This window comes from Eubacteriaceae bacterium ES3, from assembly GCA_030586155.1.
In the GTDB taxonomy this organism is placed as follows: Bacteria; Bacillota; Clostridia; order Eubacteriales; family Eubacteriaceae; genus Acetobacterium.
In genome coordinates, this window is record CP130741.1 from 2544061 (window position 1) to 2564211 (window position 20151).

Genomic DNA, 20151 nt, shown 5'->3' on the forward strand with positions numbered 1-20151 from the left:
TTCTCCTAGGCACTTAAACGCATAATATCATTAAAGGCAATCACCAGAGCCAGCCCCATTAAGAAAACAAAGCCAACAAAATTGATTCGACCTTCTACCTCCGGTGAAAATTTTCTGCGGGTTATCATTTCAATTAGAATGATAAAAACCCTGCCACCATCCAGGGCAGGCAGAGGCATCATATTGATAACACCAAGATTAACAGAAATCAGCGCGGTAAAAGCCAGCAGACTGACAAATCCGGTATTAATAAAAGTATCAACCATCGATACCATTCCGATTGGACCAGCTACATCATTGAGTCCAGCCTGGCCAGAAAGCAACATGGCAAATGATTGAAAGATGATCCCGGCAAAGCGGGCCGTATTTATAAAAGCCAGCTGCAGAATGTCCAGAGGGTTGGTGTTACCTACCAGGATTGCTAAAACCAGCAGACAGACCCAGGCAAAAATAATATTCATGGCCGAACCAGCTACCAGAATTAATAGCTTCTGTGCGTTTGTTTTAGCTTCAAAACTTTTTTCATCGACAGGTTTTTCAGGATCCTCGGGCAGATAGTTGCCATCCTCATCCAGTTCCGGCTCTTCACCCCGCATTTTACAAAAACCGCCAATGGGAAAAAGCCGAATCGAAAAAAGGGTCTCTTTACCTTGTCTGGAAAACAATTTAGGGCCCATGCCGATCGCAAATTCTTCGACAAAGACCCCCGTTTTGCGGGCAGCAATAAAGTGGCCAAATTCGTGGCTCACCACTAATACGCTTAAAATTATTAATGTTACAAGTATGGTTATCGGGTTCATTTTTCTCCTAAGACATCCCGAAGGTTAATCGGGCGAAAATATAAATAATTGGAATGATAAATATAATACTGTCAAAACGATCAAGGACTCCGCCGTGACCCGGCAGAACCTGACTGAAATCTTTGATTTGGGCCTTCCTTTTAATCATCGATGCAGTAAGATCTCCACATTGACCGGCAATTGAGCCTAATACGCCAATACCAATATACCAGTACCAGGCCAAATCAAAATCAAAATATGTTCTTAAAATATTCCCATAGGCCATTGCTGCAAGAGCCGCAAATAATATGCCTCCAACACTTCCGGCTACTGTTTTTTTAGGGCTGATTTTAGGTGCCAGTTTACGGTTACCCAAAAAGCGACCGACAAAATAAGCTGCTGTGTCAGTTACAAAAGCGATGACAAAAATCAGCCACAAATAGTAGACACCGCGACTGATGGTTTCAAACAAAAACAAATGCGAAAACATGACCGGAACATAAACAATTCCTAAAAGCATGGAACCGGCTCTTTGGATTCCCAGCTTACCTGTGGCAATTTCATAGCAGAAAAGAGAAATAAAGCAGATTAAAAGCATGGGCAAGCCAAAATTATAATCAAGCTTGATCGTGATGACCATCAGGAATGACAGAATCATCATAAAAATATAAGAAATTTTAGGAATAATCAGATGATTAATGGCTGAAGTAAACTCCATGGTACCGATAAAAGTCAGCACCATCACACCAATCACCAGCCATACCCCGCCAAGTGCCAAAATTCCAATCAGTATCGGTAAACCGACGACCGAGGTAATGACCCGGGTTCGCAGTGAAGAGTTATCCTTTTTTTTACGTCGCGCCATATCGTCTGTTCCTTTTCTGATAAGCAATAATCAGGTCAGCATAGGCATCTTCATCAAAATCCGGCCACAGTGTATCGATAAAGAAAAATTCAGAGTAAGCCATCTGCCAAAGCATAAAGTTACTCACCCGCTTTTCACCTGAAGTCCGTAAAACCAGATCCGGATCAGGCATCCCGGCGGTATACAGTTTTTCTGAGATAAGACTTTCCGTCACATCTTCAGCAGCAATTCCTTCAGCAACAATTGTTTTAACCGCTGAAAGGATCTCATCCCGTCCACCATAATTTAGGGCCACATTAAAGATCAGCCCGGTATTATTCTTAGTCAGGCTCATCGCACCTTCGGCGGCTTTTAAAACCTTGGGACTCAATCTATTTAAATTACCGATCACGTTAACTTTGACATTGTTTTCGTGCAATTCTTTTACTTCATTGTTAAAGTAATCAACGGCAATTTTCATCAGACCGCTGACTTCTTCATCGCTGCGTTTCCAATTTTCTGTTGAAAAAGCATAAACTGTCAGAATTTTAATCCCAAAATCCGAGGAAGCACGAACAATTTTTTTTAAGGTCTTCATGCCCGCATTGTGTCCAAACAGTCGCGGACGATTCCGTTGTTTTGCCCATCTGCCGTTGCCATCCATTATAATGGCCACGTGTTCAGGCAGGTTCTGTCTATCTATGGTCATGATTCACCTTTCTTCGCTAACCGTCTTAGAGATAAGCTTTTTGTCAACCGGTTTAGTAGATGTAAAAAATGTTTCTTCTATTATATGTCATTTTCAGCAATTTGTAAAATCAGCAAACCGGTCTTTAAGAAAATCAGATTTTAGAAGCAGCTCTTTGGATGATTATTTACTCTCGGTCTTCCAAATCCTTGGCTTCGGCAATATAACGATATAAGGTCGGAATCGATACATTTAAGAGGTTGGCCAGGTACCAGATGCTTCCTTTTACCGAAAAAGTTCCCATCTCGTCTAAACTTTTTACCAGAGCAACTTTTTCCTTTTTCTTCATCATCTTGACTTTTACCGGCCACTTTGGCATTAGATGGGTAAGATGTTTATCAACCATCTCTTTGGCATCGACACTGAATTTTTCTGTTTCTACTTCCGGCTTGGCTTCAATATTTTTTTTGACCATCCGATTTAGGATATCTCTTACTTTTATCAGTTCTTCGTCATCTGTGTTAATACAAAGCATCCCGATCAAAGACTCATCATCATCCTTTATAAACCAGGTACCTGAGCGGATGGTCTCTTTTTTCTTTAATTTAACCGGATCATTCCAGATAAAATCTTTTTTTAGATGAATCTGACTTTTTAGTATCCGCAACGAAACTTCAGTGATCGGATCTCCAACGGTTCTCCCACTGATATAGCCATTTCTGATTGCAACTACAGAATGATGCCAATCGGTCATATCATGTAGAACAACTTCTGTATTTTCGCCCATAAATTCCGCCAGAAAATCAACCAGCGAAACATAAACTTCCAATTTTTTGTTCATCTTTTTATCTCCCGATCTTTACTAGGACTTCACGCTAATCATTTACTAACTGTTAGTCTAGCACATCAGTTAATGCTTTACAAGAAATCCCACTGATAACTTTTCAACGAAAAAACAGGCCAAATATAATTGACCTGTTCTCAAAACGCTCGTCTACTTGTTTAAGGCATATTTCTCAATAGCGTGAGCGAGACCATCTTCATCGAAACGTAAAGTGACTACTTTGGCTACGGCTTTAACATCGTCAGAAGCATTGCCCATAGCCACCGGCAAACCGGCAAACTCAAGCATTTTAATATCGTTGTCACTGTCACCTAATGCCATAACTTCTGACTGTTTAACCTCAAGAAGCTTACAAAGCGCCTTTAAACCCCTGCCTTTATTGGAATCTCGGTGATTTACCTCAATATTACTGGCAAGGGCCTGGGTCAGTGTCACCCCTCTGATCTGAGAAAAGCGCTGCCATAAACGACGGTGGTTCTGGTCACTTAAAAGGGGGATATTAATTTTTTCAATTTCCCCAGCATTGGCCATGGTAAATTCTGCTATAGAATCAACAGCAGTGGATTTATTCTTGATAAAGTCAATCAAGTCTGGTGGAAATTCCTTAATATCTTCGATGGATTCAAAAAAACGATGTTCAGCATAGGACTGACCCTTGTGATAGACCTCACAAAAAAGCTTTTTCCTGCTTAAAACTGGCATAATCTTTTTTATCGTGCCCGCCCCAATATATTGGGAAGAGATAACTTCTTTTGTTCTTAAATTTACAACTGAAGCCCCATTAGAGGTCACCGCATAATTAATCCCGGGAATGGAAGTCACTGATTCTGGCAGTTGTCCAAGAATTCGGCCGGTTGAAGGCACAACATGAATTCCCTGTTCGATTGCTGCTTTTAAAGTATCTTCCGTTTTTTTTGTGATGGATTTAAAGTCACTTTTTAAGGTGGTCCCATCCAGGTCCAGTGCAATTAGTTTAATATTCATTTTATCTCCGTTCTCTCTGAAAAAATAAAGCTCGATTTCATAATTATTTTTTCCAGTTTACCATAGAAAAAGCTTCTTTGCATGAAGTAAGCCTTTACAGTTTTATATTTTCTTCTGATTTAAGAACCCTCACAGGGTTTTCAGATAGGGTTAAAATGATATCGGAGAGTTTTCTGATCTCAATATTATCGTGAGAGACAAAAATTACCGTTTTTTTGCTTTTTTCCCATAGCGAAAGGAAGAGTTCCATCAGCCGGTCTTTCAGTTCAGCATCTAAATTGACAAAAGGTTCGTCCATAATCAGCAAGGAAGAAGGTACAAGGAAAGCACGGGCAATAGAAACCCGTTGTTTCATTCCACCACTCAAGGCTTGAGGGTATAGGTCTTTTGCTGATGTAAGCTCCACCTGTGAAAGCATCTGATCAATTTCATCTTCAAAGGGTCCAGTTCTTTTTACATTAAGCTGATTCATCACAAAACGCAGGTTTTGTCGAACAGTCAGCCATGGAAGCAGTCTTGGCTCCTGAAATATAAAAGAAAGGTTATTCTTTTCAACGCCGGTTATGGTCCCCCCATCTGCTTTCTCCAGACCAGAAAGCAAACGCAGCAGGGTTGTTTTTCCAGCTCCTGAAGGCCCGGTAATACCGGTAATTCGATTCGTTTCTATTGCCTGAGAAAAGTCATCAAAGATAATCTGATCACCATATGCTTTTTTAAGATTGGCTATATTGATTGTCATGACAAGACTCCTTTACCGGCGCGGTTAAGGCCTTTAACCGTCAGTTTTTCGATCAGATAACTTAACACAACAATCACCAGTGTCCATGAAAAAAGATAATCTGTCTCCAGATAAATTCTGGCATAATACAGATTCATCCCTACCGAAGGGATGGCATTTGCCAAAACCTCGGCTGTCACTGTTACTTTCCAGCCTAAACCAATGGCGTTAATCAGAGCCGAACTAGCGTAAGGTCTGAGAGTTGGCAGATAAATATTTCTTAATATTTTTATTGCAGATACCCGATAGATTGCCGCCATTTCCAGCAGTTTTGTATCGGTTGCTTTTATCCCCTGAATGATGTTAGTCCAGGTAATTGGAAAACAGATCAGAAAGGTCACCAGCAGAGGAACCAGAGACGATTCAATCCAGAGGTTGATCAGAATAATAATTGAAACAACCGGAACTGATTTAATAGTCACCACCAGAGGATTTAAAAACTCATTAAATAAGGGCTTAAGGCCGCCAATAATCCCCAGAATTAGACCAATCAGGAAAGAAATTAGAACACCCGAAAAAACCCGAATCAGGGTAGTCACAATACTTACAAAAAAATCCGGAGACTTAGAAAGCGTAATGACCCCTTTTATCGTATCAAATGGCGAAGGCAGCACCAGCGGATTATCAACCCGCCATGCTGCCAGCATCCAGAGGAGGATCCAAAATAGAACCATCCCTAATTTAACAATTCGTTTATTGGCCCAATGAGTAGAAATCTTCACCTGGCAGAGCTCCTCCAACAGATTTTGGTTCAAATCCATATAAAACATTATAATAGTCATTTAGCGAATCTTTTGCGTCCGCTACAGAAATAAATACAATATTGCAATTTGGAATTGCAGCTTCAGCGATGGCCGCATCCCCCATAATTCCTGCTTCGACAATATTTTGCGCACCTTCAGCCGGATTTTCGTTTAAATCATTAATGGAGCCCTCATAAGCCTGCAGAAAAGCATCAAAAGCATCAGGATTGGCTGTCGCCCATTCTTTATTAACGATCAGGGTTGACATCTGAAGCTCAGAACCATCACCGACTTGCGCCCAGGCTTCAGTCATATCCACTGCAACCTTAATATTTGCTTTCTTGGCAGTGATCGTCGTTACAAAAGGTTCCGGCAGCATCGCTACTGTGGCATTACCTGCTGCCAGTGCCGTTACAACCTCGCTATGCTCAGCCACATAATTAATGGTCACATCAACTCCCGGTGTCAAGCCGTTTTTCTCAAGCAGGTAATTCAGGACATATTCCGGCGTTGATCCCTGTCCGCTTGCCAGAATAGTTTTCCCTTTTAAATCTGCAATAGAGGCAATACCTTCTGACTCATCCGCGACGATATATAAAACTCCAAGGGTATTGACCGATCCCAAAACAATCTGACCTTCAGTTTTATTATATAAAACCGCTGCTAAATTTGAAGGAACCGCCGCCATCTGGACTTCACCACTGATAACGCTGGCCGTAAGCTGGTCCGGCGCACCTGCCAAAACAAATTCGGTGGTGATATTCTCACCCAGATCTACACCATTAACCATCATTTGAGCCATTCCCATACCCGTCGGCCCAGCCAGGGTACCCACTTTAACCGTTTGCGGTTCAGCCGTTTCGGTCTGACAGCCAGCCATCATAAACACCAGACTCACCGTTGCCAGAAGCAACACAATCCATTTTTTCATTCGTTTTTCCATCCTTTTCCGATTTTAATTTTGTTACCTGAACGGAAAAAAACAAGCATCTTTCTATTCGCAATCTCACAAATTCAGCAAAAAGTCAGAATACTCTTTCACTATTCATTCTCCTTTAGATCAGAAACATCTTTTCTGTCAGGTAAACGCGTTCATTGTTAATAGTTTATCAGAAATCTCCCCCCTTTAAAAGCACGACGAAGGGGAAAATATTGCGCGAAAATAAAGCCGTGCAAGGAAAAACCCCACAAAAAGAGATTTTTAAGTACCTTTAAATCTCTTTTTGTGGGGTTTTTCCTTATAGGGCGTAGCCCGCGATGAGGTGAAGCACAGCGGAACCGAATGCACGGCTTCATTTTTCACCTCTGTTTTTTAAAAGCTTAACTTAAAAATCTCTTTTTGGTGTTTTTGGCTTGTGGGGCGCAGCCCGCGACGAGGTGGAGCGTTAGCGGAACCGAGTGCGCCCACGGCTTTGTTCTTCACTCTGTTTTGTTAAGCGTATCCTAAAAAATCCCTTTATGGCCTGTTTTGCTTATAGGGCGCAGCCCGTACTTCTTTATTCTATCGACTTCAGCGATTCAACCATATTGATGCGTTTAATAATCGGTGTCATAACCACATTGATAATCAGGGTAAAGATCATTGTCAAGGCACCTGCCAGTAAATATGAACTCAATTCAATCTCCCGAACAAAAGTCGTCATATCGGTCTCCATGGTATTAATAATCAGGTTATTCAGGCCGGTCCCTAAAAATAATCCCACAATAACACCAACCAAAGCCAGGACAATATTTTCTCTAAAAATATAATTATAGGTTTCCATGTCATAAAAACCCAGTACCCGAATGGTGGCAATCTCTCTGACACGTTCGGAAATATTAATATTGGTCAGATTATATAAAACCACTCCAGCCAAAGCTGCCGCTGAAAGGATCAAAACCAGAATGACAATATTCAAACTTCCCATACTGTCTTCAGAAGATTCGATAATACTGCCAGTAAAGTTTAACGAGACCACATCATCTTTAGCAAGCCAGTCACCAGCAATCTGTGTTTCCAAGGTCTCATTCGTGTCCGGTATATTGATATAGGCCACATTAAACTCAGGTTCCTGACCAACAATCTGGGAATATGTTTCCGGTGACATATAAAGATAATTTTCCAGGTAATTTTCAGCGATTCCAGCTATTTCAACTTCATAAGAATCGTCATCATTAAATACCCTAATGGTTTCCCCGATTGCTACGTTTAAATCCCGGGAGGCCTTTTCTGTGATAATCGCCCCCTGAGATAAATCCAGAGATTCATCTGTCTCCTGATTTTTGACATGAATATAGTCATCCAGCTGGTCAGTTGTTTCAGGAACCAGGAGATAAACTGATTTGCTGTAGTCATCACCGCTTTTTTCAACTTTCATACTGGTCTGATAGGCCAGCATATTTTCTGAAAAGCGATTATCAGCATTGAGCTCATCTTTTATTGCGGTCTTTTCTTCTATGGTCCCACTTTCTTTAAAAGCCAACAGCCCATCGTAGACTGCTATCTCCCCAAACTGCTTGGGAATAATTGTCGTTATCGCATCCTGCAGACCAAAACCGGCAAGTATCAAGGCTGTACATCCGGCAATCCCAATGACCGTCATAAAGAAACGCCCTTTGTAACGCATCAGATTTCTGGCCGTCACTTTTTCAATAAAGCCCAACCGTTTCCAGATTAAAGGAATACGCTCCAATAAAATATTTTTACCAATCTTAGGTGCTTTAGGTCGCATCAACTCGGAGGGCTGTTCTCTAAGTTCAACGACTGTCGCCAGACCAGCTGCCGCCACTGTACAGAAAACAGCCATTACAGCACTGATGATTATCGGTAGCCAGGGCGGAGAAATCAGTAGGTCTGGGATTTGATACATCATCCCGTAAGCCCCGGCAATAAGGTATGGCAAAGTGTTTAGCCCCACGATGATTCCAATCACCGCACCGGTTAATCCAGCCAATACCGCATAAACAACAAATTTTGAGGCAATCTGTGAATGACGATAGCCCAATGCCTTTAATGTCCCAATTTGCGTTCTTTGTTCTTCCACCATTCGCGTCATGGTCGTAAAAGATACCAGTGCCGCTACTAATAAGAAAAATAAGGGAAAAACATTGGCAATTTTATTTATTCGAGTAGCATCCTCGCCATAGCTGCGATATCCAGGGTTATCATCGCGATCAAAGAGATACAATTTTCCTTCTTCAATATCATCCACTTCTTGTTGCGCATCGGCCAGCTCTGCCGCTGCCTCATCAAGCTCAGCTTGACCTTCGGCCCGACTTTCTTCCAGCTGGGCCACGCCATCATAATACTGATTCCAGCCATCGGCAATTTCTGCTTCAGCATTTGCCAAGGTCGCAAAGCCTTCATCGATGCCAGCCTGATACTGAGCATAACCCTGATTATAGGCAGCCAGACCACTATAGTACTGGTTCCAGCCATCCTGAAGCTGAGCTTCAGCTGCTGCCTGTTCGGCATCAAGAGCTGCCTGACCCTGTTCCACCTGAGTCTGCAGAGCCTCTAATTGCGCCCTGGTCTGTTCAAGCGTCTGCTGAAAATTCAGGATTTCATCAATTCCGGCTTGGAGCTGTAACTGTGCCTGATAAGCCGGTTGAAGCTGGGTCTCAATGGCACTTACGGAAACGTTCAGTTCTTCAATCTGGGCCTGCAATACTGCCAGCTGGTCTTCATAATTGGGATCGTCCGGATCTAAAGCTTCAATTTGAATCTGAAGGCCAGCAATCTGTTCATTTAAACCTGCAATAGCAGCCTCACCCTCATCAATCTGAGTCTGAACCTCGGCCAACTGCGCCTGCAATTCTGGCAACTGATCTGACGGATCAGCGGCTTCCATCTGTTCAATCGCTTGTGTCAATTGAACAATCCCTTCTCGTCCCTGATCCAGCTGAGCATTTGCTTCGGCAATTTTATCTGCCAGTTCATTTTCACCGGCAATTAAACCTGCTCTGGCGGCATCAAGCTGAGCCTTACTGTCTGCCAGTGTTGCTTCAGTTGTTGCCATAGTCGAGAAAAGCTCATCATAACCAGCTTCAATTTCTATCTCACCACTAACCAGTTGTGCTCTGGCATCGGCAAGTTCCGTTTCTCCACTGGCAATGCCTTCAAGAAACTCCCTTTGTCCATCATTATATTCTGCATACCCTTCATCAAGCTTTTCCTGGGCCTCATTCATAATTTCAGAATAATTGATTTCCAGACGCTGGGCACCAACAGCCTCCAGATTTTGTTCAAAACCGTCAATCAAGGTCCAGTATTCCTTAGAAAAAGCAGATTCTCCATCGGCCAATGCTGATGTTTTTACATACACTTCGGTATAGCGTTCATAAGCAAAATCGGCTTGCGGGATGAACCCGTAAAAGGCGACATTACCATTCCCTACGGAAGTCGTTCCCCGGTCAAAGGAAACATACTGAGGTGATCTGACAAAACCGACAATGGTATAAGTATCTGGTACGATCGTATCGCTACGGGGTTCCCCCGAAAGATCAGAGTCAAGCGTAATCGTATCACCAATTACATAATCAACCGAACCTACCACGCTATCTTCATAGGGGGCTTCCACAACAATCTCTCCGGACTTTTGCGGCAACCGTCCCTCGACCAGCACCAGCTGATTAAGACTTTGGTCTTCCGGTACAGAATAAAGCCTTATGACCGGACGCTTCTCACCTTCATCGATGATTACATCAGCCGAATAACCGGCCATGATCGTTTCCACACCCTCCGTTTTTCCCAACGCTGCTATATCATCGTCCTGAAAACCAAAAGTTGAGACAAGCCTGAAATCCATCAGACGCTGGGTTTCATAATATACATTTGCCGTGTATTCCATGCTGGGACCGGTCGCTTTTATACCCACAAAAAAGCAGACGCCCAGAGCGATGATCGCCACGATAGAAATAAACCGGCTTTTGGTTTTTTTAATTTCGCGTAAAATATCCTTATTGAGTGCTTTCATTATCCGTCCCTTTTCCCTTTTTCTCGATTATTCATTCATTATAGCACATTTAATTTAAAGAAATATTTTGCCCATACGAATAAAACAAATTATTTTTTCTCGAACTGGTATTTGGGTTAAAGTTTCGACTGCCTTAGCATAAAATTCCACCTGAGCCCTGTACGTCTCGAGTCTATTTTGATAGTCCTGCTGGTCCTTTAAATAGTCTGTTTTATAATCAACAATCACCCATTCGCCATTTTCAATAAAAGCACAGTCGATTACCCCCTGTACCATAACGGACTGACGATAATCTTCCCACTCCGGACGGATCGTCGCTGGGCTGACCTTAAGTGTAAAAGGCCATTCCCGCTTTATTGTTGCTGCTGTCAGAATTCTATTTCCCAGATCTGTATTAAAAAACGTCTGGACCAGTTTAAGATCAATACTCATCCCCTGGGCATGACCCAAATATCGATCGACAATTAAACGCTCTCTTTCTGAAAGTAAAAACTGGCTGATCCCTTCATCCCCCTGGGATTCTAAAATCTTTCGATACTTTTCTAAATCCAGCACTTCCATAAAAAGATGCAAAGCAGTTCCCTTTTCGGCACCCGTCAGTGTCTCTTCACGGCTTTCCATAAAGACCGGTTTCTGAATACGACTTGAAAAAGACTGATTGCTTAAAACTTCACTAACAGAAATACTTTGTCTTTTACTGTTTTGAAGGTTTTTAATCTCTGTAACGCTCATTTTCCCCGGCAAGGTTTCTTTTAGGCCTTGCTGATAGTCGAAACTTAAAATGCTGCTGATGTTCTCACTCATGGTCTCATCGACTTTGTCGAAAATTTTATTGGTTGTTTCTAAAGACTGGTCCACCGGCATAAGCTTACCTGGATCAAAAATCTGCTGAATGGTAAAATGTTTCTCATTTTGCAGCTCACTAGCCTCTAAACGTCCAGCTTTAAGCACCGCCATCATAATCCAGTCAAGAAAACATGAAGCCGATAGAAGATTCTCCGGCTCGGGGGCCTTCTGCCACCTGGCAGATTGTTTATCGGTTATTTTCCCGGCAGCAACCAGATGAAGTTTTTCTTCAGCCCTGGTCATTCCCACATAAAGTATTCGCATTTCTTCTGACAGCATTTCCCGAAGATTTTGCTCCATGCAAACCTGTTTGGCAATGGTCTGAGCCTTGTAGCGGTTCTTTTCATCCACAAAATCAGGACAGATCCCCAGATTTTTGTGGAAAAGTATCGCTCGCGAATTATCCCGCTTATTAAAGTTTCGATTTAATCCCGCTATAAAGACAACCGGGAACTCCAGCCCCTTACTTTTGTGAACAGTCATCAGACGAACCACATTTTCCTGCTCTGAAAGACTGCGTGACGGCGAAACATCCTGACTGTGCTTTTTCATACTTTCAATGAAACGGACAAACTGATAAAGACCCTTGAGCGTCGATTTTTTATAGTCAGCCGCCCGCTTCAAAAGAATTTTTAAGTTATTCTGCCTCTGCTCTCCTCCCGGCAGACAGCCGACCAGGCCGAAATAACCGGTTTCCATAAAAATTTTCCAGAGAAACTCCTCCACTGGCAATTGCTTCGAGTCCTCCCGAAAGCCCTCTACCTGTTCATAGAAAACCTTAAGCCGCTTCGAAAGGTCATCCTCCTTTTCTGCCATATACTTTTCTGCTGCTTCATAGAAAAAGCCATCAGGATAAGCAATTCGGATCACTGTACAGTCATCAGTTGTAAGTTTTCCAATTGGTGAAACCATAACGCTCAACAAGGCAAGATCCTGATGACCGTTATCGATCAGGTTCAAAAGATTTAGAATGGTCCTAATCTCCAGTGATTCATAATACCGTGATCCCCCTTCAAAATAAACAGGTATCCCGTATTCCTGAAAAACCTTTAAAAAAATCTCTTCCCGACCGGCAAGACTGCGAAGGAGAACCCCAATATCCCGATATTCCACGGGTTTTTCAAGCCCGTCCCGACTCCGATAAAGGGGGCTGCCAATTTGAGTCATAATTTTTTTTGCTATGAAACGTGCTTCCAGTTCGGCTGTCGTCATGTCTGACAATTCATCGGATAATTGGTCCTTGGGCTGATAAATTACATGAATCTCCGGCTTGAGATTATTCTCGCTGCATTTAAGCCCCGGATACAAAGCGACCTTTTCATTGTAGTCAATCTCCCCCAATTCTTTCGACATAATTGCTGAAAAAATTTCATTGATCCCATTAATAATGGTTTCTGAACTTCTGAAATTTCGGTTTAGGTTAATTAAAGCCCCTCCCTGGCTTTCTCCAAAACTTTCATACTTTTCCATAAAAATTCCTGGATCTGCCAGACGAAAACGATATATGCTCTGTTTAACATCACCTACCATAAAATAATTATCGGAACGGACAACTTTTTTAAGAATGGTTTCCTGCATCTCATTGGTATCCTGATATTCATCAATAAAAACAAAATCAAAACGGTTACGGACTTCTTCTGATACCGTTTCATCCTCCAAAAGCTTAAGGGCCAATTGTTCCAGATCATTATAATCCAGAGCATTTTTTTCCAGTTTTTTTGACTGGTAAATCTGGTCCATTAAAAAGGTTACCTGCACCAGCTTTTCAATCAGCGGTTTCAACCCTTTTAGTTCTTTCAGTAAAAAGCCTTTTTCAAAGTAAGCAATCAGATCTTTAATCCCCTCTTTGCCCTGATCGCGAAGGTCTTTAATCTGTTTTTTTAAGTCCGGATCCATTTTTTTAGAGGAGGGGAAGCGTCCAAAATCAATTCTTTTTAAGGCCTCCAGCCATTCTGCTTCCGCATCTGACTGAGAAAAGAGTAAAAGGGCCCTTTCCACGGCTTTGGATTCCTCTTCAAGAAGCACCTGCACTTTCTCAAATCCTTCCAGCTCTGAAAGATCCAAACCACATGCATAGGCGTTTTTTATAGCACTCAATTTAAAGTCTGCTATTTGAGAAAATTTTTGGCCCCACAAATGTTCTTTCATAAAAGCAGCTTCTTCGATATCAAATAAAGAAAGCGCTTTTTCACACCACTTTTCTTTATAAGGCTGGGCATTTAAAAAAAAGTAAAACTGTTCCACCAGTTCTTTTAAGACCGTATCATTGCGGTTTCCCGAATACTTATCGACCAGTTCAAGAAAAAGAATGTCCTTGCCTTCTTCTGCCTTTTCATATTCTAATTCGAATACCTCTTCCAGGGCTTCCTTACGAAGCAGGGCCATATCAATATCATTGCCGATCACAAATCCCGGATCCAAGTCAATTTTATAAAAATACTGTCGTAAAAGGCTCATGCAAAAAACATGAAATGTTGAGATTGAAGCGTTTCCCAGCAGACTCATCTGCTTTAAAATTTTTGCACGGTCCTCTGATTCTGTCCCTTCAAGTGCTTTCGAAAAAGTCTGATTCAAACGATTCTTCATTTCACCGGCAGCAGCCCTGGTAAAGGTTAAAACCAGCAGTTTGTCGACATCGATCTGATCCTCCAGGACAATCCGCAAAATCCGTTCTATCAAAAGCGCCGTTTTACCCGATCCGGCAGCTGCAGATACTAAAAGATTCTCATACCGATTCTCAATCGCTGCAAGCTGCTCAGCTGTCCATTTCTTGTTCATTTTCTGGCTCCTTTCTGATCGCAGCAAAAAATTCTTCCTTCTTCATTGACCCACCAATATTCTGATAAGCTTCCGGTGATATTTCCGGATCAAACTGGCAAATCCCCTGAAAACGGCAATAGGTACAAGCTGTTATTTCTTTATTTTTAACCGGTCGGACAGCAATTTCACCGCTATAGATTTCACTGACCAGCTCTTTCACTAATTCCCGCACATACTCAATCAATTCTTCAAATGCTTCCCGATCGATTGTCTCTCTGACCGGCAGAAATTCTGAACTATTTCCCGCCTCATCCATGGCTTCAATTACTGAAGCATCATTACTGATTAAACCATTGAGACTGAAAGCTTTGTTCATTTCTTTTTGCAGCTGCTCTTTAAAGTCTTCCCGCGAATTGTCAATTTTAGCAGCGATAACCGGATCATCGACATGAAAATATAGGATACCGCCAGGCACCAGATTCTCTTTTTTAAGCACCGATAAACATCCATCCATATAGACAACCAGCTGAAGCGACAGACCGTAATAAATATCTCCGTAACTCAGCTTTTTCTTGCCGGTCTTATAATCGATAATTTTTACCCAGGTTTCCTGATCTTTTTCATAAAGATCAACCCGGTCTATCTTTCCATATAAGTAAAACTCTTCTTTCAAATCTTTAACCGGTTGTTCAAAAACCAACTCTGACTGAAATGGGACAAAGTCTCCGGCCACAAGCTGACTGATCAGATGATCGATGGAACGCTTGCCCACCCGTTCCAGTTTTTTACCCAGGTAACGGTACGAAGCTGAACTGTTAAAGACATTTGTCCGGATTCCCGGCAGGTTCTTTTCCATCAGTTGAGCAATCTTTTTTTCTTTATCGCCTTCTTTAAGCTGGTGCAGATCAATGTCTTCGGCCTTTGCCCATTTGAAAAAGTCATCCACGACCTGATGCAAAAGAATGCCGATTTCCGGCGCCGCCACTTCATAAATCAATCGTTCTTCCGGTTTTAAACCATATTGAACAAAGTGAGAAAATGGACATTTGCGAAACTGTTCCAGACGCGTCACCGAGCTTGACATCTTTTTTCCATAAAGACTTAGTGCCTGTTCAGGACTTAATCTTTTGACCGCCTCTGATGACTGCGTTGCCTGCAAAGTTCTTTCAATTTCTTTTTGATAGCCATTTTTAAGAAACCAGTTGTAAACCGCCTGCCAGATTGCGGCTTCCTCCTCTGAATAAATCTGATTGCCCTTTAAAAAGTGAATTAATTCCCAGATTGTAACCTCCGGTCGGCAGATGTGATCGAGGACCCGGTTATTACTTTTTCCGATGGTAGAATTAATTTTTATTAACTCAAAACTATTTAGAATGCGCTCGATAAAAAGACTGGGCTGCAAGCTGTTTCCTTCCAAATCAGAGAGGGCCCAGAACAGAAAGAGCCTTTCTTTTGGCCTAGTCAGAACATCATAAATCAGGAAATTTTCCTGTTCCATCTGAAAAGCCAGATTATTCTGAAAATGAAGCTGATAGTTTTCCAAGGTCTTTCGTTCCGTATCCGTGATTAAATTGGGTTCTGAGCCTGTTCCGGGAATTTTGCCCTCGTTCATCCCAAAAATCAGGAGTGTTTTAAAGGGCGCATTACGACTTCTTTTTAAATCGGTAATATTAACAAAATTGCCATGGGGCGGGATCACACCCAGCTGATAATCCTGAATCGCCGTTTTAAGCAGCCTTATATATTCATTGAACGCTACCTCTTCCTCGCCCATGGTTTCCACCAGTTGATCAAAAACTTCCATCAGCCGGCTGAAGATCTGATCATATGCACTTTGAATTTCAAAATCACCTGCCTCCAGCAGTCTTTGGGATAAATCATCAAGCTGTTCATTTACCTTTGTTTCAACCAGAAAAGTATAAACGGCCTCTGTCATTTGACGGTAGCTCTTTTTGCCTTTGACTCGGCTTTCTAACGTAAGCAGGGGATCAATCACCCGTTCACGCAAGCTATTTAGCACTTCAAGCTCCAATGAAGGATTCTGACTGATTTTAGTAAAAGGAGTTTTCCATTTAAAGCCTTTAATTCCAAATTCCAAAACATAATTCTCCAGATCCTGACCTTCCTCAAGACTGATGGGAGAGAATCCGGTTTTAATATAACCCATCAGGTCGTCATGACGATAATGATAGGCAACAGATTCCAGAGCCGAACTAACTGCTTCAATTAAATGATTGTCGCCGATTGGACGCAGTTCATCAAGAAAAAAGGGAATCCCATATTGAGTGAATACACCTTTGATAATATTTTGATACAGGTCCATATCACCGGTAAGAACAACGATATCCTTATAGTCATGGTTTTCCTGGCGAATCAGCTTAAGTATTTCAACCGCCCCTTGTTCCACTTCTTCCCAGACATTCTGGTTCTGAAACATTTTTATTTTATCAACCGATTTTTTCCAGACTGACTGAGGATAGGCAAACAGATTTTTCTGAAGAAAACAGATTTCCGGTGAACTGAACTCTTTTTCATCAATTGAAACCATTTTTAAATCCGCTTCTACACTGGCACCAATCTCTTTTAACCGATTCAGGGTATTGCGGGTTAGGGAAAAAGCACTGGCATCCGGAGCCGATTCATCTAATTCAACCGACAGCCCTACCGCCAAATCTCTGGCTGTCGTCAGCAGATTTCTAATCATCCGATAGTCCTGGGAAGAAAAGTTCTGAAAACCGTCAATCCAGATTGCTGAACTTTTAAGAAAAGAAGCCTGAGGAATTTTTTGCAAAAACAATTGATGCAAATCCTTATCATCGATGCGATCATTCCCCATTAATTGGTTGTATTCCCAATAAATCTTGCGGATATCTGTCAGTTTCTGCTTTAGCAGTCCAGACGGCAAGTCTTCTAGTACTTTGTCAAAATCCTCCGGAAGAAGTTCATTTTCCTTTAACTCAACAATCAGTTCACCGATCTTCTGCGAAAACCCAGACTTTTGTACTGAGCTTTTGTACATTATAAGATTCTCCTGAACCAGTGTCATTGCCTTCTGCAGAAGCATATTTCGGCCATGCTGATCTAAAACCTTGATATTGAGTCCCCCGGTTTCTTTTAAGACACGCAGCCCCAGACGCTTAGGCGAGAGTACTTCGATGTCACTCAGTCCTTCCTGGCCAAGGGCTTCGATCAGGGCAGTTTCAGCACCCAGAGTAAACTGTTCCGGCACAAGCAGGTACAGATTTTCCAATCCATTTTCCCTAGCCTTTTTTATGTCCTGATAAACAGCCTGACTGATCTGCATCGATTGTCTTCCGGTCATAATCTTGAGTCCCATGCTAAGCTCCTCCTTCTTCCTAAAAAAAACAGGCGGATTAACCGCCTGCGAATACTAACAAAGTTGATTATAACAACTAAACCCCTTAAACTGTTACAAAACCAACCTTTTTACGCACCTTGGACAGGGTTCTCCAGGCAATTTTAGATGCCGTTTCAGCGTTACTGCGCATTACCTGTTCCAGATAGCCTTTATCATTTAAAAGCTTCTGATACTCTTCCTGAACAGGACTAATGGTGTCAGCCACCGATTCGCCAACTTTAAGCTTGAAGTCTCCATAACCTTTTCCTTCAAATTCTTTTTCGATTGCTTCCAGGCTCGCTCCAGTTGAACAGGCGTATATCTCCATCAGATTGGAGACTCCCGGTTTATTTTCACGGTCATATCGGACAGCTGTATCCGAGTCTGTTACAGCCCGTTTGAACTTCTTGACAATTTGCTTGGGGTCATCCAATAGAGAAATAAATCCATTCAAATTCTCATCCGATTTTGACATTTTTTTTGTTGGATCCTGGAGACTCATAATCCTGGCTCCCGACTCACCAAAAATCGCTTCTGGAACTTTGAATACATCCCCATAAGCCTGGTTAAAACGGACGGCCAGGTCCCTGGCCAGCTCAACATGCTGTCTCTGATCGCTGCCTACCGGCACATAGTCGGTCTGGTAAAGTAAAATATCGGCGGCCATCAGGACAGGGTAATCAAATAGTCCAACCCGAATATTTTCTCCCTGTTTTTGTGATTTATCCTTAAACTGGGTCATTCGTCCCAGCTCACCCATATAGGAATTGCAGTTTAAAATCCAGGTCAGTTCTGAGTGTTCCGGTACCATGGATTGAACATATAAAATTGATTTCTTAGGATCAATCCCCAGCGCCAGCAGCAGGGCTAATGATTCGTAGGTTCGCCTTCTTAAATCGGCCGCTACCTGGGGCATGGTAATCGCATGAAGATCCACCACACAAAACAGACTGTTATAATCTTCCTGAAGATTTACCCAGTTTTTCATGGCGCCAAAATAGTTGCCAATGGTGAAAGTTCCCGATGGCTGAATTCCGCTGTATACAATTTTCTTTTTTTCCATTTAGTCCTCCTCTTAAGTCCTTATAAGTAAAGCTTTATTCAAAAGCGCTTAATTCAGTTTCTATCAGATTATCACACTTTAAATCGAGTTCATCAATGATTCTTTCAGAAATTTCACGACCGGCAGTGATAAAAATTGTTGTCGCCCCTTTTCGTTCACGATCACAAAAAAAATCAGCTTCATTAAAATACTGCTTCATCTGCTCCATCAGTCCATTAGCCGGATTTATGAGCAATAAATCCGGATAAAGTTCTCTGATTGTATCTGCAACAATCGGGAAATGCGTACAGCCCAGCAAGAGCTCTTCCACCATTACCCCCTGTTTTTGACCTTTTAAAAGAATTGGGTCCACTGCTTCTCTAATATTGTGCTTCAGATTCTCAAGATCTTTTTTTCCTTCATTTATAACTTTAGCCAGGGTATGGGTTTCCTGAGCGATATATTGAATATCCCTGGTTAATAAAGCTAATTCTTTTTCGTAGCCACGATTTTTTACCGTTGCCGCCGTCGCAATCAATCCAACCATCCCCCGCTCACGAAGCAAAAGGGTTTCCCGAACCCCGGCTTCAATCACACTAAAAAGGGGCACATTTGATGTTAAATCACTAATTAGAGATGACAGAGTATTGCAAGCCAGGACCACGGCTTTTACCCCATAGCCTTCCAGCTCTCTAATAATAGCATTCCCCAGTTCAATCAGTTCCTGGTTTTCCCGTTCACCGTATGGCATACGTTTTGAGTCGCCGTAATAAATATAGTTTTCATTGGGAAGACAACGCTGCAGTTCTTTTAATACTGTAAAACCACCAACACCTGAATCAATCAGACCAATGGGATCACAATTATTCATTCATTTCTCCAGACTGACTGCGAAAACTGATCCCGTCTTCAACACTCATGGACTCCACAATCGCCAAGGATTCCAGATGGACTCCTTGTGCTCTTAAGGCATCTCCACCGCCCTGAAAGCCTTTTTCGATCGCGATTCCCACACCTACAAGACTTGCTCCAGCCTGTCTGATTATTTCTTCCAGGCTCTCGACGGCCTTGCCGTTTGCCAGAAAATCATCAATAATCAAAATGCGATCATTAGGGCCTAAATATTTCTGGGAAACCATAATTTTATATGACTGCTGTTTTGTATATGAGTAGACATCACTGAAATAAATTTCGTCATCCAGGTTTAATGACACTGCCTTTTTCCCAAAAACCACCGGACAATAGTCAAAGTATTTCGCCGCACAAGCAGCGATCGCAATCCCTGATGTCTCTATCGTCAAAATTTTATTGACTCCCTCTCCGGCAAAGCGTCTGGAGAACTCTTTTCCCATTTCTTCAAACAGGCTTATATCAAGTTGATGATTCAAAAAAGCATCAACCTTTAAAATACCACCGTCTTTGACCGTTCCCTCAGTTCTGATTCTTTCTTCTAATAACTCCATTGGCTGCTCCTTTAATCCTAATCGAGTTATTATACCACACTACAGTTCTTTATAAAACTTTATCTTA

At 42.1% G+C, this 20151-nt stretch carries 14 protein-coding genes; all 14 read right to left on the reverse strand.

All coding sequences use genetic code 11. The features are described 5' to 3' along the window. Positions 1-5: 5 nt before the first annotated feature. The 14 genes from Q5O24_11650 to Q5O24_11715 all read right to left on the reverse strand — a co-directional run bounded on the left by Q5O24_11650 (position 6) and on the right by Q5O24_11715 (position 20084). Entirely contained in the window at positions 6-800 is a 795-nt protein-coding gene (locus tag Q5O24_11650) for a site-2 protease family protein (GenBank protein ID WKY47009.1), read from the reverse strand. Between the two features lie 7 nt (positions 801-807). Next, positions 808-1644, reverse strand: coding sequence for a phosphatidate cytidylyltransferase (locus Q5O24_11655; GenBank protein ID WKY47010.1), 837 nt, complete (start codon positions 1642-1644; stop codon positions 808-810). Beyond that, the gene (locus tag Q5O24_11660) at positions 1631-2332 is read right to left on the reverse strand and encodes an isoprenyl transferase (protein ID WKY47011.1); all 702 of its coding nucleotides are present in this window, start codon (positions 2330-2332) and stop codon (positions 1631-1633) included. Before Q5O24_11660 ends, Q5O24_11655 begins: the two co-directional genes overlap by 14 nt. 166 nt (positions 2333-2498) lie before the next feature. Further along, positions 2499-3152, reverse strand: coding sequence for a PAS domain-containing protein (locus Q5O24_11665; protein WKY47012.1), 654 nt, complete (start codon positions 3150-3152; stop codon positions 2499-2501). Between the two features lie 153 nt (positions 3153-3305). Beyond that, positions 3306-4139: a Cof-type HAD-IIB family hydrolase gene (locus Q5O24_11670; GenBank protein ID WKY47013.1), complete on the reverse strand. Its 834-nt coding sequence runs from the start codon at positions 4137-4139 to the stop codon at positions 3306-3308. Between the two features lie 94 nt (positions 4140-4233). Next, a complete protein-coding gene (locus Q5O24_11675) occupies positions 4234-4878 on the reverse strand; it encodes an ABC transporter ATP-binding protein (GenBank protein ID WKY47014.1) in 645 nt (214 codons plus the stop codon). Further along, the gene (locus tag Q5O24_11680; protein ID WKY47015.1) at positions 4875-5639 is read right to left on the reverse strand and encodes an ABC transporter permease subunit; all 765 of its coding nucleotides are present in this window, start codon (positions 5637-5639) and stop codon (positions 4875-4877) included. Before Q5O24_11680 ends, Q5O24_11675 begins: the two co-directional genes overlap by 4 nt. Next, entirely contained in the window at positions 5611-6591 is a 981-nt protein-coding gene (locus Q5O24_11685; protein WKY47016.1) for an ABC transporter substrate-binding protein, read from the reverse strand. The genes Q5O24_11680 and Q5O24_11685 overlap by 29 nt, the downstream gene beginning before the upstream one ends. A 565-nt stretch (positions 6592-7156) precedes the next feature. Beyond that, a complete protein-coding gene (locus tag Q5O24_11690) occupies positions 7157-10615 on the reverse strand; it encodes an FtsX-like permease family protein (protein ID WKY47017.1) in 3459 nt (1152 codons plus the stop codon). A gap of 54 nt (positions 10616-10669) precedes the next feature. Continuing rightward, positions 10670-14239 (reverse strand): helicase-exonuclease AddAB subunit AddA, encoded by a 3570-nt coding sequence (gene addA, locus Q5O24_11695; GenBank protein WKY47018.1) that lies wholly within the window; start codon positions 14237-14239, stop codon positions 10670-10672. Further along, positions 14217-17558 (reverse strand): PD-(D/E)XK nuclease family protein, encoded by a 3342-nt coding sequence (locus Q5O24_11700; GenBank protein WKY47019.1) that lies wholly within the window; start codon positions 17556-17558, stop codon positions 14217-14219. Before Q5O24_11700 ends, addA begins: the two co-directional genes overlap by 23 nt. A gap of 85 nt (positions 17559-17643) precedes the next feature. Further along, positions 17644-18642: a tryptophan--tRNA ligase gene (trpS, locus tag Q5O24_11705; GenBank protein ID WKY47020.1), complete on the reverse strand. Its 999-nt coding sequence runs from the start codon at positions 18640-18642 to the stop codon at positions 17644-17646. Positions 18643-18676: 34 nt separating this feature from the next. After that, positions 18677-19492, reverse strand: a complete 816-nt coding sequence (gene murI / locus Q5O24_11710; GenBank protein ID WKY47021.1) for a glutamate racemase — start codon at positions 19490-19492, stop codon at positions 18677-18679. Beyond that, a complete protein-coding gene (locus Q5O24_11715; GenBank protein ID WKY47022.1) occupies positions 19485-20084 on the reverse strand; it encodes a xanthine phosphoribosyltransferase in 600 nt (199 codons plus the stop codon). Before Q5O24_11715 ends, murI begins: the two co-directional genes overlap by 8 nt. Positions 20085-20151: the final 67 nt, after the last annotated feature.

Bases quoted from the DNA above. Each gene is read 5' to 3' on its own strand.
- Q5O24_11650 (WKY47009.1), bottom strand. From the start codon at position 800: ATGAACCCGATAACCATACTTGTAACATTAATAATTTTAAGCGTATTA.
- Q5O24_11655 (WKY47010.1), bottom strand. From the start codon at position 1,644: ATGGCGCGACGTAAAAAAAAGGATAACTCTTCACTGCGAACCCGGGTC.
- Q5O24_11660 (WKY47011.1), bottom strand. From the start codon at position 2,332: ATGACCATAGATAGACAGAACCTGCCTGAACACGTGGCCATTATAATG.
- Q5O24_11665 (WKY47012.1), bottom strand. From the start codon at position 3,152: ATGAACAAAAAATTGGAAGTTTATGTTTCGCTGGTTGATTTTCTGGCG.
- Q5O24_11670 (WKY47013.1), bottom strand. From the start codon at position 4,139: ATGAATATTAAACTAATTGCACTGGACCTGGATGGGACCACCTTAAAA.
- Q5O24_11675 (WKY47014.1), bottom strand. From the start codon at position 4,878: ATGACAATCAATATAGCCAATCTTAAAAAAGCATATGGTGATCAGATT.
- Q5O24_11685 (WKY47016.1), bottom strand. From the start codon at position 6,591: ATGAAAAAATGGATTGTGTTGCTTCTGGCAACGGTGAGTCTGGTGTTT.
- Q5O24_11690 (WKY47017.1), bottom strand. From the start codon at position 10,615: ATGAAAGCACTCAATAAGGATATTTTACGCGAAATTAAAAAAACCAAA.
- addA (WKY47018.1), bottom strand. From the start codon at position 14,239: ATGAACAAGAAATGGACAGCTGAGCAGCTTGCAGCGATTGAGAATCGG.
- Q5O24_11700 (WKY47019.1), bottom strand. From the start codon at position 17,558: ATGGGACTCAAGATTATGACCGGAAGACAATCGATGCAGATCAGTCAG.
- trpS (WKY47020.1), bottom strand. From the start codon at position 18,642: ATGGAAAAAAAGAAAATTGTATACAGCGGAATTCAGCCATCGGGAACT.
- murI (WKY47021.1), bottom strand. From the start codon at position 19,492: ATGAATAATTGTGATCCCATTGGTCTGATTGATTCAGGTGTTGGTGGT.
- Q5O24_11715 (WKY47022.1), bottom strand. From the start codon at position 20,084: ATGGAGTTATTAGAAGAAAGAATCAGAACTGAGGGAACGGTCAAAGAC.